General features: G+C 36.5%; 27 protein-coding genes and 1 pseudogene. All 28 read left to right on the top strand.

Annotated elements, in window-relative coordinates:
- Positions 1-4 precede the first annotated feature (4 nt).
- Positions 5-739: a 30S ribosomal protein S3 gene (gene rpsC, locus VNJ50_RS01135; RefSeq protein WP_325578238.1), complete on the top strand. Its 735-nt coding sequence runs from the start codon at positions 5-7 to the stop codon at positions 737-739.
- Positions 740-758: 19 nt separating this feature from the next.
- Entirely contained in the window at positions 759-1,184 is a 426-nt protein-coding gene (gene rplP / locus VNJ50_RS01140; RefSeq protein ID WP_325578240.1) for a 50S ribosomal protein L16, read from the top strand.
- Between the two features lie 13 nt (positions 1,185-1,197).
- Positions 1,198-1,389, top strand: a complete 192-nt coding sequence (gene rpmC, locus VNJ50_RS01145) for a 50S ribosomal protein L29 (RefSeq protein ID WP_325578242.1) — start codon at positions 1,198-1,200, stop codon at positions 1,387-1,389.
- A 19-nt stretch (positions 1,390-1,408) separates the two neighbouring features.
- Positions 1,409-1,666 carry a 30S ribosomal protein S17 gene (gene rpsQ / locus VNJ50_RS01150; RefSeq protein WP_325578243.1) on the top strand — a complete coding sequence of 86 codons (258 nt, stop codon included), beginning with the start codon at positions 1,409-1,411 and terminating at the stop codon, positions 1,664-1,666.
- Between the two features lie 2 nt (positions 1,667-1,668).
- The gene (gene rplN, locus VNJ50_RS01155) at positions 1,669-2,037 is read left to right on the top strand and encodes a 50S ribosomal protein L14 (RefSeq protein ID WP_325578245.1); all 369 of its coding nucleotides are present in this window, start codon (positions 1,669-1,671) and stop codon (positions 2,035-2,037) included.
- Positions 2,038-2,049: 12 nt separating this feature from the next.
- Complete coding sequence (gene rplX / locus VNJ50_RS01160) at positions 2,050-2,364, top strand: 50S ribosomal protein L24 (RefSeq protein ID WP_325578247.1); 315 nt, start codon at positions 2,050-2,052, stop codon at positions 2,362-2,364.
- A 2-nt stretch (positions 2,365-2,366) separates the two neighbouring features.
- The gene (rplE, locus tag VNJ50_RS01165) at positions 2,367-2,918 is read left to right on the top strand and encodes a 50S ribosomal protein L5 (protein ID WP_325578249.1); all 552 of its coding nucleotides are present in this window, start codon (positions 2,367-2,369) and stop codon (positions 2,916-2,918) included.
- Positions 2,919-2,921: 3 nt separating this feature from the next.
- The gene (gene rpsN, locus VNJ50_RS01170; RefSeq protein ID WP_325578251.1) at positions 2,922-3,191 is read left to right on the top strand and encodes a 30S ribosomal protein S14; all 270 of its coding nucleotides are present in this window, start codon (positions 2,922-2,924) and stop codon (positions 3,189-3,191) included.
- Between the two features lie 64 nt (positions 3,192-3,255).
- Positions 3,256-3,654 (top strand): 30S ribosomal protein S8, encoded by a 399-nt coding sequence (rpsH, locus tag VNJ50_RS01175; RefSeq protein WP_325578253.1) that lies wholly within the window; start codon positions 3,256-3,258, stop codon positions 3,652-3,654.
- Between the two features lie 12 nt (positions 3,655-3,666).
- Positions 3,667-4,209, top strand: coding sequence for a 50S ribosomal protein L6 (rplF, locus tag VNJ50_RS01180; protein ID WP_325578255.1), 543 nt, complete (start codon positions 3,667-3,669; stop codon positions 4,207-4,209).
- Between the two features lie 10 nt (positions 4,210-4,219).
- Positions 4,220-4,576, top strand: coding sequence for a 50S ribosomal protein L18 (gene rplR, locus VNJ50_RS01185; protein WP_325578257.1), 357 nt, complete (start codon positions 4,220-4,222; stop codon positions 4,574-4,576).
- 6 nt (positions 4,577-4,582) lie between these two features.
- Positions 4,583-5,107, top strand: a complete 525-nt coding sequence (gene rpsE / locus VNJ50_RS01190; RefSeq protein WP_325578260.1) for a 30S ribosomal protein S5 — start codon at positions 4,583-4,585, stop codon at positions 5,105-5,107.
- 11 nt (positions 5,108-5,118) lie between these two features.
- Complete coding sequence (gene rpmD, locus VNJ50_RS01195) at positions 5,119-5,301, top strand: 50S ribosomal protein L30 (RefSeq protein ID WP_325578262.1); 183 nt, start codon at positions 5,119-5,121, stop codon at positions 5,299-5,301.
- Positions 5,302-5,313: 12 nt separating this feature from the next.
- Positions 5,314-5,766 carry a 50S ribosomal protein L15 gene (rplO, locus tag VNJ50_RS01200; RefSeq protein ID WP_325578264.1) on the top strand — a complete coding sequence of 151 codons (453 nt, stop codon included), beginning with the start codon at positions 5,314-5,316 and terminating at the stop codon, positions 5,764-5,766.
- 13 nt (positions 5,767-5,779) lie between these two features.
- Entirely contained in the window at positions 5,780-7,120 is a 1,341-nt protein-coding gene (gene secY, locus VNJ50_RS01205; RefSeq protein ID WP_325578266.1) for a preprotein translocase subunit SecY, read from the top strand.
- Between the two features lie 86 nt (positions 7,121-7,206).
- On the top strand, positions 7,207-7,422 hold the full coding sequence (infA, locus tag VNJ50_RS01210; RefSeq protein ID WP_013549436.1) for a translation initiation factor IF-1: 216 nt from the start codon (positions 7,207-7,209) through the stop codon (positions 7,420-7,422).
- Positions 7,423-7,434: 12 nt separating this feature from the next.
- Positions 7,435-7,551 carry a type B 50S ribosomal protein L36 gene (gene ykgO, locus VNJ50_RS01215; protein ID WP_008269159.1) on the top strand — a complete coding sequence of 39 codons (117 nt, stop codon included), beginning with the start codon at positions 7,435-7,437 and terminating at the stop codon, positions 7,549-7,551.
- A 2-nt stretch (positions 7,552-7,553) separates the two neighbouring features.
- Positions 7,554-7,928 (top strand): 30S ribosomal protein S13, encoded by a 375-nt coding sequence (rpsM, locus tag VNJ50_RS01220; protein ID WP_325578279.1) that lies wholly within the window; start codon positions 7,554-7,556, stop codon positions 7,926-7,928.
- Positions 7,929-8,034: 106 nt separating this feature from the next.
- On the top strand, positions 8,035-8,424 hold the full coding sequence (rpsK, locus tag VNJ50_RS01225; RefSeq protein WP_325578280.1) for a 30S ribosomal protein S11: 390 nt from the start codon (positions 8,035-8,037) through the stop codon (positions 8,422-8,424).
- A 176-nt stretch (positions 8,425-8,600) separates the two neighbouring features.
- Complete coding sequence (gene rpsD / locus VNJ50_RS01230) at positions 8,601-9,206, top strand: 30S ribosomal protein S4 (protein ID WP_325578282.1); 606 nt, start codon at positions 8,601-8,603, stop codon at positions 9,204-9,206.
- Positions 9,207-9,228: 22 nt separating this feature from the next.
- Positions 9,229-10,221 (top strand): DNA-directed RNA polymerase subunit alpha, encoded by a 993-nt coding sequence (locus VNJ50_RS01235; RefSeq protein ID WP_325578284.1) that lies wholly within the window; start codon positions 9,229-9,231, stop codon positions 10,219-10,221.
- 124 nt (positions 10,222-10,345) lie between these two features.
- Entirely contained in the window at positions 10,346-10,852 is a 507-nt protein-coding gene (rplQ, locus tag VNJ50_RS01240) for a 50S ribosomal protein L17 (protein WP_325578286.1), read from the top strand.
- A 218-nt stretch (positions 10,853-11,070) separates the two neighbouring features.
- Positions 11,071-12,174, top strand: coding sequence for a glutamine-hydrolyzing carbamoyl-phosphate synthase small subunit (carA, locus tag VNJ50_RS01245; protein WP_325578288.1), 1,104 nt, complete (start codon positions 11,071-11,073; stop codon positions 12,172-12,174).
- 204 nt (positions 12,175-12,378) lie between these two features.
- The gene (gene eno, locus VNJ50_RS01250) at positions 12,379-13,671 is read left to right on the top strand and encodes a phosphopyruvate hydratase (RefSeq protein WP_325578290.1); all 1,293 of its coding nucleotides are present in this window, start codon (positions 12,379-12,381) and stop codon (positions 13,669-13,671) included.
- 66 nt (positions 13,672-13,737) lie between these two features.
- Entirely contained in the window at positions 13,738-13,986 is a 249-nt protein-coding gene (locus tag VNJ50_RS01255; protein ID WP_325578292.1) for a type II toxin-antitoxin system Phd/YefM family antitoxin, read from the top strand.
- Entirely contained in the window at positions 13,987-14,247 is a 261-nt protein-coding gene (locus VNJ50_RS01260; protein ID WP_325578294.1) for a Txe/YoeB family addiction module toxin, read from the top strand. It begins immediately after the preceding gene.
- Positions 14,246-14,368: pseudogene (locus tag VNJ50_RS01265) on the top strand (hypothetical protein); the annotation flags it as partial. The gene VNJ50_RS01260 and the pseudogene VNJ50_RS01265, both read left to right, overlap by 2 nt.
- A gap of 181 nt (positions 14,369-14,549) precedes the next feature.
- The coding region (locus tag VNJ50_RS01270; RefSeq protein ID WP_414652850.1) for an amidohydrolase family protein at positions 14,550-15,295 on the top strand (746 nt) is incomplete at its 3' end.

Consider the following 15,295-nt stretch of genomic DNA (forward strand, 5'->3'; position numbering starts at 1 on the left):
AGATATGGGACAAAAGACAAATCCGATCGGAAATCGTTTAGGAATTATCAGAGGATGGGAGTCTAACTGGTATGGTGGCAATGATTATGGAGATAAACTTGCTGAAGACGATAAGATTAGAAAATATGTTCACGCTCGTTTATCTAAAGCAAGTGTGTCAAGAGTAATTATTGAGCGTACGCTTAAACTTGTAACCGTTACTATCACTACGGCAAGACCTGGTATCATTATCGGGAAAGGTGGCCAAGAGGTAGACAAGTTGAAAGAAGAGCTTAAGAAAATTACAGATAAGGAAGTTCAACTGAACATCTTTGAGATCAAGAGACCAGAATTGGATGCGTTTTTAGTTGCATCTAGCGTTGCTCGTCAAATCGAGAATCGTATTTCTTACAGACGTGCCATCAAAATGGCAATTGCTGCAACAATGCGTATGAACGCAGAAGGAATCAAGATCCAGATTAGTGGTCGTTTGAACGGTGCTGAGATGGCGCGTTCTGAGCACTACAAAGAAGGAAGAATTCCATTATCTACTTTTAGAGCCGATATTGACTATGCTTTAGTTGAGGCACATACTACTTACGGTAGATTAGGTGTTAAAGTTTGGATCATGAAAGGTGAAGTTTATGGTAAAAGAGATCTTTCTCCGTTAGTTGGTTTATCCAAAAAACAAGGAGGCAAATCAGGATCTGAAGCGCCAAAACGAGGTGGGAACGCTAATAAGTCCCGTCGTAGAAAGTAATTTTTAAAGTAAAAGAAAAATGTTACAACCTAGAAAGACAAAATTCCGTAAGCAGCATAAAGGCCGCATGAAAGGAAATAGCGGTAGAGGACATGAACTTTCAAATGGAACGTTCGGTATTAAATCGGTACACGAAACGGGCATGTTTTTAACATCTCGTCAAATTGAAGCAGCTCGTATTGCAGCTACACGTTATATGAAAAGAGAAGGGCAACTTTGGATTAAAATATTTCCGGACAAGCCTATTACCAAAAAACCTCTTGAAGTGCGTATGGGTAAAGGTAAAGGTGCTGTAGAATATTGGGTGGCAAGAGTTAGGCCAGGTAGAGTGATGTTTGAAGTAGGAGGCGTGCCATTGGACGTTGCAAAAGAAGCATTACGTTTGGCAGCTCAAAAGTTACCTGTTAAAACAAAATTCTTAATCGCTAGAGATTACGGAGCTTAATATAATTGATATTATGAAGCAATCAGAAATTAAACAGCTTTCTACAGCTGAATTACAAGAAAAGTTAGGTGAAACTAAAAAGAGTTATGCTGAGCTGAACATGGCACATGCTATTTCTCCATTAGAAAATCCAATTCAATTGCGCAACGTAAGACGTTCAGTAGCAAGAATTGCAACCGAATTAACTAAAAGAGAACTACAATAATTTGTATTCCCGCGGAAAGATGGAAAAAAGAAACTTAAGAAAAGAACGTATAGGAGTAGTAACTAGTAACAAAATGATGAAATCCATCGTTGTTGCAGAAGTTAAGAAAGTAAAGCATCCTATGTATGGAAAATTCGTGTTGAAAACGAAAAAATACGTTGCCCACGACGAAACAAATGACTGTAACATTGGAGATACTGTAAGGATTATGGAAACACGACCTTTATCAAAATCTAAATGTTGGAGATTGGTAGAAATAATTGAAAGAGCGAAATAATTATGTTACAACAAGAATCAAGATTAAAAGTAGCTGATAACACAGGAGCAAAAGAAGTTTTGACCATTCGTGTTTTAGGTGGTACCAATAGAAGATATGCTTCTTTAGGAGATAAGATTGTTGTTTCTGTTAAAGATGCAACGCCTAACGGTAGCGTGAAAAAAGGAGCTGTTTCTACAGCTGTTGTTGTACGTACCAAGAAAGAGGTAAGACGTCCTGATGGATCTTATATCAGATTTGATGATAACGCTTGCGTGCTTTTAAACCCGCAAGGTGAAATGAGAGGCACACGTGTTTTTGGACCAGTAGCAAGAGAACTTCGTGATAAACAATTCATGAAAATTGTATCATTAGCACCTGAAGTGTTGTAAAACCAGATAAAGATGACAACAAAATTTAAAATTAAATCGGGAGATACAGTACAAATTATTGCCGGAGACCATAAAGGTGTTGAAGGTAAAGTTGTAAAGGTCTTAAAAGAAAAAAACAAAGTGATCGTTGAAGGCGTGAACATGGTTAAGAAACATACGAAGCCAAGTGCACAAAGTCCTCAAGGTGGCATTGTTGAGAAAGAAGCACCGATCCATATTTCCAACGTTTCTCTTTTGAACAAAAAAGGCGAAACTACAAGAGTCGGATATAGAATGGAAGGTGATAAAAAAGTGAGATTTTCTAAAAAATCAAATGAAGTAATTTAGTTATGGCCTATATTCCAAGATTAAAACAAGAGTACCAGGACAAAGTTGTTTCTGCTCTTACAGAAGAATTCGGATATAAAAACGTAATGCAAGTACCTAAACTTAAAAAGATAGTGATATCTAAAGGTGTAGGTGCAGCGGTTGCGGATAAAAAATTGGTGGATCATGCTGTGGAAGAATTGACCAAAATTTCTGGTCAGAAAGCTGTTCCAACACTTTCCAAAAAGGATATCGCATCGTTTAAATTACGTAAAGGGATGCCGGTAGGTGCCAGAGTAACTTTGCGCGGTGAGCAAATGTATGAGTTTTTGGACCGCTTGGTCACAGCAGCTTTACCACGTGTAAGAGACTTTAACGGTATCAAAGCAACAGGTTTTGACGGTAGAGGTAATTATAACCTTGGTGTTACTGAGCAAATTATATTCCCTGAAATAGATATTGATAAAATCAACAATATTTCTGGAATGGATATTACCTTTGTAACTTCTGCTGACACAGATAAAGAAGCAAAATCGCTATTAACAGAATTAGGTTTACCTTTTCAAAAGAATTAAGATATGGCTAAAGAATCAATGAAAGCCCGTGAGGTGAAAAGACAAAGAATTGTAGATAAGTATGCTGAAAAACGTAAAGCTTTGAAAGAAGCTGGCGATTATGAAGCACTACAAAAGCTACCAAGAAATGCATCACCTGTACGTTTGCATAACCGTTGTAAATTGACCGGAAGACCAAGAGGGTACATTCGTACTTTCGGAATTTCTCGTGTTACATTCCGTGAAATGGCAAACCAAGGGTTGATACCAGGTGTAAGAAAAGCAAGCTGGTAATAAAGAGTATAAACTGGACATAGGTTTGGGGAGAACCAAAAACCACGTCCGCAATTTAATATAAATGAATACAGATCCAATCGCAGATTATCTAACTAGAATTAGAAATGCAGTAAAAGCCAACCATCGTGTTGTTGAAATTCCTGCATCAAATCTGAAAAAAGAAATTACTAAAATATTATTCGATCAAGGATATATTTTAAGTTACAAGTTTGATGACTCTACCGTACAGGGTTCTATTAAAATAGCACTTAAGTACAACAAAGAAACCAAAGAACCGGTGATCAGAGAAATTCAAAGAATCAGTAAACCAGGTTTACGTAAATACGCAGGCTCGCAAGAAATGCCAAGAATCCTTAACGGACTTGGGATTGCCATCGTTTCAACTTCTTATGGAGTGATGACAGGAAAGCAAGCGCAGAATAAAAAAGTTGGTGGTGAATTATTATGCTACGTTTACTAAAAAAGGGAAAATATGTCAAGAATAGGAAATAATCCAGTAGCAATCCCTCAAGGGGTTACCATAGACGTCAAAGACAATGTAGTTACCGTTAAAGGTAAATTAGGTGAATTGAGCCAAACGTTCTCAAACGTTGAAATTACTGTTGAAGATGGACAAGTGTTAGTGGCACGCCCATCAGATAGTAAAGAAGCAAGAACTAACCATGGTCTATACCGATCATTGGTAAGAAATATGGTCCTCGGAGTTTCTGAAGGTTGGACCAAACAATTGGAATTGGTAGGAGTAGGTTATAGAGCGACAAACCAAGGTCAGAGATTAGATTTGGCTTTAGGTTTTTCCCATAATATTGTTTTGGAAGTAGCACCTGAAGTAAAGGTGGAAACAATCTCTGAAAAAGGAAAAAATCCAATCGTTAAGTTAACTTCCCATGACAAACAACTGGTAGGTCAGGTTGCTGCGAAAATCCGTAGCTACAGAAAACCAGAGCCTTACAAAGGAAAAGGAATTAAGTTTGTAGGAGAAGAATTAAGAAGAAAAGCAGGTAAATCAGCATAATCGTTTAATTATGGCATTGACAAAAAATCAAAGAAGATTAAGAATTAAAAACAGAATTCGTAAGGTAGTTTCTGGAACAGAAGCAAGACCACGATTGGCTGTGTTTAGAAGCAATAAAGAAATTTATGCTCAAATAATAGACGATGTAACTGGTAATACTATTAGTGCTGCATCTTCAAGAGATAAAGACATTAGTTCAGCGAAAGGAACCAAGATGGAAATTGCCAACCTAGTTGGTAAAGCCCTTGGCGAAAAAGCATTGAAAGCTGGTGTTGAAACTATTGCTTTTGATAGAGGAGGATATCTATATCACGGAAGAGTAAAATCATTGGCAGAAGGTGCTAGAGAAGCAGGACTAAAATTTTAAGACATTATGTATCAAAAATATAAAAACGTAGAACTAGTAAAACCAAGTGGTTTAGATCTTAAAGATCACCTAATTGGTGTGCAAAGAGTTACTAAAGTTACTAAGGGAGGTAGAGCTTTTGGTTTTTCAGCCATTGTTGTGGTTGGAGATGAAGCTGGTGTAGTAGGACATGGTTTAGGCAAATCTAAAGATGTGGCCACCGCTATTGCAAAAGGTATTGAAGATGCCAAGAAAAACTTAGTGAGAATTCCGATTTTCAAAAAAACATTACCTCACGAACAAAAAGGTAAATACGGTGGTGCTCGTGTAAATATAATTCCTGCTTGTGAAGGTACGGGAGTTATTGCCGGTGGTGCTGTAAGAACTGTTTTGGAGGCTGTTGGAGTGCATGATGTACTTTCAAAATCTCAAGGATCATCAAACCCTCATAACGTTGTAAAAGCAACTTTTGATGCGTTGTTGAACCTTAGAGATCCAGGCACTGTAGCTAGAGATAGAGGAATTTCACTTGAAAAAGTATTTAACGGTTAATCAATACAATAATGGCAAAGATTAAAGTAAAAAAAGTAAAAAGTGCTATCAACCGTACGCTGAGACAGAAGCGAATTTTAGAATCTTTAGGATTGCATAAAATGAATCAGGTTGTTGAGCATGATGACACGCCAAGTATCCTTGGAATGATTAATAAAGTTCAACATTTAGTTTCTGTAGAAGAGACAAAATAATACAGCATAAGAATGGATTTAAGTAATTTAAAACCGGCTGAAGGGTCAGTTAAAAATCAAGGTAAAAGAGTAGGTAGAGGACAAGGTTCTGGTAAAGGTGGTACTGCAACACGCGGTCACAAAGGTGCCAAATCCCGTTCAGGTTACTCTAAGAAAATAGGTTTTGAAGGAGGGCAAATGCCACTTCAGAGACGTGTGCCTAAATTTGGATTTAATAATATCAACCGTGTAGAATATCAAGGTGTGAACTTGGATAAGTTACAAGCGTTGGTAGATGATAAGATCATTACAGATACTGTTGATTTGAATGATCTACTTGAACTAGGTATTGTTCACAAGAATGATCTTGTTAAAATCTTGGGTCGTGGTGAACTGAAATCAAAATTGAAGGTAACTGCTCATAAATTTACTGCTTCAGCAAAAGCTGCTATTGAAGCTGCAGGAGGAGAAGCTGTAACTTTATAAGACCATTTAGAGGATGAAATTTATAGAGACTTTAAAAAATGTTTGGAAAATAACAGAACTAAAAGATAGAATCATGCTTACGCTTGGTCTTCTTTTAGTTTATCGTTTTGGTGCTCAAGTCGTTTTACCAGGTATCGATGCAAGTCAGTTAGGTGCTTTGGCCGATAGTACGGACCAAGGTATTTTAGGACTTCTTAATGCGTTTACCGGTGGAGCCTTTGCTAATGCTTCGGTATTTGCATTGGGGATCATGCCTTACATTTCGGCGTCAATTGTAGTTCAGTTAATGGGAATTGCCATACCATATCTTCAAAAATTACAGAAGGATGGTGCCAGTGGCCAAAAGAAAATAACACAAATTACACGATGGTTGACTATTGGTATCTGTTTGGTTCAAGCTCCTGGATATTTAGCCAGTTTACCTGCGTTAGGCATTCCTTCAAGTGCATTTTTATTGGGCACAGGGACTATGTTTTACGTGTCGTCAGTAATTATATTGATTACCGGTTGTGTTTTTGCAATGTGGCTTGGTGAGAAAATTACTGATAAAGGTATCGGTAACGGTATTTCCTTATTGATTATGGTTGGTATTATTGCTAGAATGCCAGAATCATTTCTTCAAAACTTTGCTTCAAGAATGGAAGGAAGTGGTGGGTTAATGATGATTTTAATCGAATTGGTAATTTGGTTTGTGATCATCCTATTGTCAATCATGTTGGTTATGGCTGTTCGTAAAATAGCAGTTCAATATGCACGTCGTACCGCTTCTGGTGGTTATGAGAAAAACGTATTTGGATCTCGACAGTTTTTACCTTTAAAATTGAACGCATCTGGAGTTATGCCAATTATCTTTGCACAAGCCATTATGTTTGTACCTACTTTAATTGGTAAAGGATTGGGTGACGGTGCTGTTGGACAATGGTTACAATCTAATTTCTCCGATATATTTGGTTTGTGGTACAATGTTGTATTTGCGTTATTGATTATCGTTTTTACGTATTTCTATACAGCCATTACGGTGCCAACCAATAAAATGGCAGATGATCTAAAACGTAGCGGTGGTTTTATTCCAGGCATTAGGCCAGGAACCGAAACTTCAGAATACTTAGATAAGATAATGTCACAAATAACCTTACCTGGTTCTATCTTTTTAGCACTTATTGCTGTGTTCCCAGCAATTGTAGTTAAGTTGATGGGGGTTCAGCAAGGATGGGCATTGTTTTTTGGAGGTACGTCCTTATTGATTATGGTTGGTGTTGCAATAGATACTATGCAGCAGGTCAATTCGTACTTGTTGAACAAGCACTACGATGGTTTGATGAAAACCGGGAAAAACAGAAAAGCTATAGCTTAACTTTAGGATAGTGGTTAGAGGTTAGTGGCTCTAATTATGTAAAAGGAAAGACTACCATCTATCTACTAATAACTAAAAATAATAAAATGGCAAAACAATCAGCAATAGAACAAGACGGATCAATCATAGAAGCATTATCTAATGCTATGTTCCGTGTTGAACTTGAAAATGGACACGTTGTAACTGCGCATATCTCTGGTAAGATGCGTATGCACTATATCAAATTGTTACCAGGGGACAAAGTAAAATTGGAAATGAGCCCTTATGATCTATCTAAGGCTCGCATAACTTATAGGTATTAATAATATAAACAGATGAAAGTAAGAGCATCAGTTAAAAAACGAAGCGCAGACTGTAAACTAGTGCGCAGAAAAGGTAGACTTTATGTCATTAACAAAAAGAATCCTAGATTCAAACAAAGACAAGGATAATTATGGCAAGAATTGCAGGTGTTGATATACCAAAACAGAAAAGAGGAGTCGTTTCCTTAACTTACATCTACGGGATAGGTGCAAGCAGAGCAAAAGCAATTTTAGCACAAGCTAAAGTTGATGAAAACACAAAAGTTCAAGATTGGACAGATGACGAAATAAGTGGTATTCGTGAGGCTGTTGGTGCTTTTACTATTGAGGGAGAATTGCGTTCAGAAATTCAAATAAACATCAAACGTTTGATGGATATTGGATGTTACAGAGGTATCCGTCATAGGGCAGGTCTTCCATTAAGAGGTCAGCGTACCAAAAACAATTCGAGAACTCGAAAAGGTAGAAGAAAAACTGTTGCTAACAAGAAAAAAGTAACTAAATAATAACAAGACATTAGTCATTAGTGATTAGAGCGTTAGATGAATCTGCCTGAAATGTAAAAGTCTAGGATTCTAACAACTAAAAGCTAACAACTAGAAACTAAAAATTATGGCAAAGTCAAGTACAAAAGTTAAAAAACGTAAAGTTATTGTTGAAGCTACTGGAGAGGCACATATTGCAGCTTCATTCAACAATATCATTATTTCTTTGACAAACAAAAAAGGTGATGTGGTTTCTTGGTCATCAGCAGGAAAAATGGGCTTTAGAGGCTCTAAAAAGAACACTCCTTATGCTGCTCAAGTAGCTGCTGAGGATGCTGCTGCTGTTGCTAAAGAAGCAGGGTTGAAAAAGGTAAAAGTGTTTGTTAAAGGACCTGGTAACGGTAGAGAATCTGCTATCCGTTCCATCCACAATGCTGGGATTGAAGTAACAGAAATCGTTGATATTACTCCACTGCCGCACAACGGTTGTCGTCCTCCAAAACGTAGACGTGTATAATTTATAATATGTATTTAATTAATATCAATCATTTTATATGGTTGATATTAATTTTTTATATGTAAATTTGCAAACTGAAAAAAAATATTAACAAGTATTAAAAACGAGAGATCAACGTTTGTCGAAGGATAGATTAAGACCTTAATTCACAAACACTCTCAAAATCAAATTTTAAAATGGCAAGATATACTGGTCCTAAAACTAAAATAGCACGTCGCTTTGGTGAAGCTATTTTCGGAGATGACAAAGCTTTCGAGAAAAGAAACTATCCTCCTGGTCAACACGGTGCAAACAAACGTCGTGGAAAAAAATCTGAATACTCTATTCAATTGATGGAGAAACAAAAAGCTAAATATACCTATGGTATTTTAGAAAAGCAATTCAGAAACATGTTCAAAAGAGCAACTGCTGCAGCTGGTATTACTGGTGAAGTGTTGCTACAATTGTGTGAGTCGCGTTTAGATAACGTGGTTTATAGAATGGGATTGTCGCCATCTCGTAGTGGTGCACGTCAATTGGTTTCACACAGACACGTTACCGTTAATGGTGATATCGTTAACATCCCTTCTTATCAATTAAAAGCTGGTGATGTTGTTGCCATTAGAGAAAAATCTAAATCTCTTGAAATTATTCAAAATTCATTGTCTAACTCAACACATGTTTATGAGTGGATAACTTGGAATAATGAAACTAAAGAAGGAACATTTGTTTCTGTTCCTGCAAGAGTCCAAATTCCAGAAAATATCAACGAACAATTTATCGTTGAATTATATTCTAAATAATAACCTGATACAAAACACAAATATGGCAATATTAAATTTTCAAAAGCCCGACAAAGTGATTATGATTGATTCAACTCCTTTTGAAGGGAAGTTTGAATTCAGACCTCTAGAGCCTGGCTATGGATTGACTGTAGGTAATGCTTTAAGAAGAGTTTTGTTGTCTTCTTTGGAAGGTTTTGCGATTACATCTGTAAGAATTGAAGGTGTAGATCATGAGTTTTCTACAATTGCTGGTGTAGTTGAAGATGTTACTGAAATTGTATTAAACTTAAAACAAGTTAACTTTAAGCGTCAAATTGACGAAATTGATAACGAAACTGTTACAATTTCTATTTCAGGACAAGAACAAATTACAGCCGGTGATTTCCAGAAATTTATTTCTGGATTTGAAGTGCTTAATAAAGATCTGGTTATCTGTAATTTGGACCCTAAGGTGAGCATCAACATGGAGTTGACCATTGAAAAAGGTAGAGGATACGTTCCAGCAGAAGAAAATAAAAAAGCATCTGCACCAATCGGAACTATCTTTACAGATTCAATTTTTACACCAATCAGAAATGTTAAGTACGGTATTGAAAACTTCCGTGTTGAACAAAAAACAGACTACGAAAAACTAGTTTTTGAAATCATCACTGACGGTTCGATCAACCCAAAAGATGCACTGACAGAAGCTGCTAAGATTTTAATCCACCACTTCATGTTATTCTCCGATGAACGTATCACGTTAGAAGCAGATGAAATTGCTCAGACTGAAACTTATGATGAAGAGTCACTTCACATGAGACAACTATTGAAAACCAAATTGGTTGATTTAGATCTTTCAGTGCGTGCGCTTAACTGTTTGAAAGCTGCCGAAGTTGATACTTTAGGAGATTTGGTAGCCTATAACAAAAATGATTTGATGAAATTCAGAAACTTCGGTAAAAAATCCCTAACTGAGCTTGAAGAGCTTGTAGGTGTTAAAGGCCTTAGCTTCGGAATGGATTTAAGCAAGTACAAATTAGATAAAGACTAGAAAATACTAGATTGTAGATTTACAATTGATGATTTCTGATTTTTTCAAAATAAACTATTATTAACGACTCATAGTTTGCTCTCCGGACGGATATGAAGCAAGATGATGTCAAATTCAAAATGTCATGAGACACGGAAAGAAATTTAACCATTTAAGTCGTAAAACGGCACACAGAAAATCAATGTTGGCTAATATGGCTTGTTCTTTAATTGAGCACAAGCGCATCAACACAACGGTTGCTAAAGCCAAAGCTTTACAACAATTTGTTGAGCCAATGATTACAAAGTCTAAAGAAGACACGACGCACAACAGACGTATTGTTTATAGCCGTTTGAGACAAAAAGAAGTGGTAGCTGAATTGTTCAGAGATGTTGCACCAAAAGTAGGCGATCGTCCAGGAGGATACACACGTATCATCAAATTAGGAAATCGTTTGGGTGATAATGCTGATATGGCAATGATCGAATTGGTAGATTACAACGAAATCTACAATGCCGATAAGCAACCTAAAAAGAAAACTACTCGTAGAGGTCGTTCTAAAAAATCGGATGCTGTTGTTGATACAACTGCCGCCGCTGCTACAACTGCTCCAGTTGTTGATAAAAAAGCAACCAACGAAGAGGAAGAATAAATGGGTAATCATTTATAATATAAAAAAGGATATACGTTTTAGTTTATCCTTTTTTTTATGCAATTTTGCAAAACTTTTAACCCTGTCTTGACCAATAAGCTTTCTAAAACGACCTGACCTGCAAGGTTTCAAAAACCTTGTAGGTCTAAAATTGTCTGAATGCTTGTAGGTCTAACAGAGCTAAAACAATTACAACTAAACCAGTAATATTTATTATTTTGAAATATACTAATAGACATAAAGCCATCATTCTTCTTGCAGATGGCACCATTTTTCATGGTAAATCAATCGGAAAGCAAGGCTCCGCATTTGGAGAAGTTTGCTTCAATACCGGTGCCACCGGCTATCAGGAGGTCATTACGGATCCTTCATATTTTGGACAGTTAATGGTGGCTACCAATGCACATTTGGGAAGTTATGGTGTTAAGGACGATGAAGTAGAATCTGATACTATTCAAATCGCAGGATTGGTCTGTAAGAATTTTAGCTATAATTATTCGCGACCCGGAGCTGATGGTTCGTTGGAGGAATTCTTCAATAAATTTAATCTACTTGCCATTTCAGATGTGGATACCCGTGCATTAGTGAGCTATATTCGTGATCATGGCGCTATGAATGCAGTCATTTCTACAGAAGTTGATAATATTGAAGGATTAAAAAAGCAATTAGCAGAAGTTCCAAAAATGAAAGGCTTGGAATTGGCATCAAAAGTGAGCACAAAAGAACCTTATTTCGTTGGAGATGAAAATGCTACCTATCGTGTTGCTGCTTTAGATTTGGGAATCAAAAGGAATATTCTCCGCAATTTGGCAAATAAAGATGTCTATATTAAAGTATTTCCATACAATGCCACTTTTGATGAAATGAATGCTTTTAAACCCGACGGATTTTTTCTTTCAAATGGCCCTGGAGATCCAGAACCGTTAAAAGATGTGATTAGTTTAACACAAGAGATCATCAAACGCAATTTGCCACTTTTTGGAATTTGTCTTGGTCATCAAATTATTGGTTTGGCCAATGGCATTTCAACCTATAAAATGAATAATGGGCACAGAGGTATCAATCATCCTGTGAAGAATTTGATTACTGGTAAAGGAGAGATCACTTCTCAAAATCATGGTTTTGCACTCAATAGAGAGGAAACAGAAAACCATCCAGATATTGAAATTACACATGTCCATCTCAATGATAATACCGTTGCTGGTCTGCGTATGAAATCAAAAAATGTGTTTTCAGTACAATACCATCCTGAATCAAGTCCGGGACCGCATGATGCGTCTTACTTATTTGATCAGTTTATAGAAAATATCAAAAACAAATAGTGCTAAAACCTCAAAAAAACAATGTCTTTTTTGAGGTTTTCTTATAGCGCAAACATTATCGCTGCTTTAAAATGTAATTCCGAAAGCCAATACGAGTTTAGCGGAAGTATTTTGTAAATTAGCATAAAGATGAAGGTGTTTTTAAGAGCAATCTTTATTACTTCACCCGAAAAAAACAGAAATTAACATATAAATAATATAACAATGAGTATCATCATTAACATTCATGCAAGACAAATTTTTGATTCACGTGGTAATCCAACTGTTGAAGTAGATGTCATTACCGAAAACGGTGTTATGGGACGCGCTGCGGTGCCTTCTGGAGCTTCAACCGGAGAACATGAAGCTGTAGAGCTTAGAGATGGTGGAAAAGCATTAATGGGTAAAGGTGTGCTTAATGCCGTAGAAAATGTCAATACCATCATTGCCCAAGCACTTTTGGGAACTTCAATATTTGAGCAAAATAAAATAGACCAACTCATGATTGATTTGGACGGTACGCCAAACAAATCAAAACTTGGCGCCAATGCTATTTTAGGAGTTTCATTAGCGGTAGCAAAAGCTGCAGCCAATGAGTTGGGCATGCCGTTGTACAGATATGTGGGTGGTGTTTCGGCCAACACGCTTCCAGTGCCGATGATGAATATTATCAACGGCGGTTCACATTCTGATGCGCCTATTGCATTTCAAGAATTTATGATTATGCCGGTTAAGGCAAAGAATTTTACGCATGCCATGCAAATGGGAACAGAAATTTTTCACCATTTAAAAAATGTATTGCACGATAGAGGTTTAAGTACCGCTGTAGGTGATGAAGGTGGATTTGCACCAACGCTTGAAGGCGGAACGGAAGATGCTTTGGATACCATTAAAAAAGCAGTTGAAAAAGCTGGTTATACTTTAGGCGATGATGTGATGATTGCTTTAGATTGTGCTGCAGCAGAATTTTATGTGGACGGAAAATACGATTACACCAAGTTTGAAGGTGCTTCTGGGAAAGTAAGAACAAGTGCCGAGCAAGCCGATTATTTGGCAGAATTGACAGCAAAATACCCTATTATTTCTATTGAAGATGGTATGGACGAAAACGATTGGGAAGGTTGGAAATATCTGACCGAAAAAATTGGTAACAAAGTTCAATTGGTAGGCGACGATTTGTTTGTGACCAATGTAGAACGTTTGTCAAGAGGTATTGAAAACGGAATTGCCAATTCAATTTTGATCAAAGTGAACCAAATTGGGACGTTGACCGAAACTATTGCTGCTGTAAATATGGCGCATAATGCGGGTTATACCTCAGTGATGTCACACAGATCTGGAGAAACTGAAGATTATACCATTGCCGATTTGGCGGTGGCTTTAAACTGCGGACAGATCAAAACAGGCTCGGCATCACGAAGCGATCGTATGTCAAAATACAACCAATTGTTGCGCATTGAGGAGGAATTGGATAATGTGGCTTATTTTCCTGGAGTGAATGCTTTTAAGGTAAAGTAAAAAGTGATTTGATATTTAACGATACGCAAACGTACACAATTAAGTACTTTTGCGTATCTTTGTTTTATGGAAACAGTAAATTATACAGAGTTTCGTTCCAATCTAAAGCATTGGTTTGATAAGGTGATTAATGATGTGAGTGACATCGTTATCAAACGAAAAAACGGAAAGGACCTTGTTCTAATTTCTTTGGACGAGTACAATTCTTTAAAAGAAACGACCTATTTGATGACAGGTAAAAACAGAGATGTACTGTTGGAATCCATTAAGGAATTGGAAGCTGGAAACGGTGTTCATAACAAGTTGATTGAATAGATGCAATTAATTTGGTCCTCTTCTTCTTGGGAAGATTATTTGTATTGGCAGAAAGTGGATAGGAAAATTCTGAAACGCATCAACGAACTGATAAAAAGTTGCAGTAGAACACCTTTTGAAGGTATTGGAAAACCAGAAGCCTTAAAAGGCGGTTTGCAAGGTTATTGGTCGAGGCGAATTACATCAGAACATAGATTGGTATATAAATACGAAAATCATTCCTTATTGATTGCCGCTTGTCGTTATCATTACGAAAAATAAGAAAGCTTCAGCATCACGAAGTGACCGTATGTCAAAATACAACCAATTGTTGCGTATTGAGGAAGAATTGGACCATGTGGCTTATTTTCCTGGAGTGAATGCTTTTAAGGTAGAAAAGTAAGCTTAAAAATTTAATATTTAAAAACCCAAGTGTTCTGCATTTGGGTTTTTTTTGTGTCTAATTTTAATGTTATTGAAATATGGCATTAAATACCTTGTGATTTTTCTGATGATTTCAATGGATAAAATCCTACTTTGGTCTTTTGATAAAAAGTAAACTTTGTAAATCTAATAATCTTCGCATGAAAAAATTGCTTATAATACTGTCATTAAGCTTTCAAGTTTTATTTTCCTTTTCGCAAGCGGTTGAAAATAAAGGACAGGATATGGTCATCAAAAATATTTCTGTCATTACTATGACTTCTGAAACTATACTTAAAAATCAAGATGTTGTTATAAAAAATGGTAAAATAAGTTCCATTTCCACTAGTAAAAAATCTAACTATAAAGATATGTTGGTCATTGATGGCAAAGGTAAATACATCATGCCTTCACTTGCAGATGCCCATGTACATTTTCCTGAAAATGACACTGAAATGGAGCGAATGATGGCATTTTATCTAATTAATGGGGTTACAAAATTACGTTCTTTGCGTGGCGATTGGAAACATTTAGATTGGCGTAATACCTATAACAATAAAAACGCGATGTATCCAAAACTATATCTTTCACCACCGCCAATAAGTCGCCAACATGATTTTACCGCAGCAGAAATAGAAGATTATGTAAAAACCTCAAAAGAAAGCGGTTTTGATTTTATTAAAATCCTAAGCATAAAAGATCAAGCCACTTTTATGGGATTTGATGAATTAAGCAAAAAGTATGAGTTGCCAATCGCTGGACACTTTCCTGCTAATGTGCCTGATGAACTCATTTTTAATTCAAATTATACCTCTTTTGAGCATTTAGGTGGTTTAAGTGGATATCCTAATAGTTTGGAAGATAGATTGCAACACATCAAAGAAACCAATACATTTATTTGCCCAAC

Origin of the sequence: Gelidibacter sp. (assembly GCF_035577925.1) — a bacterium.
Taxonomy (GTDB): Bacteria; Bacteroidota; Bacteroidia; order Flavobacteriales; family Flavobacteriaceae; genus Gelidibacter.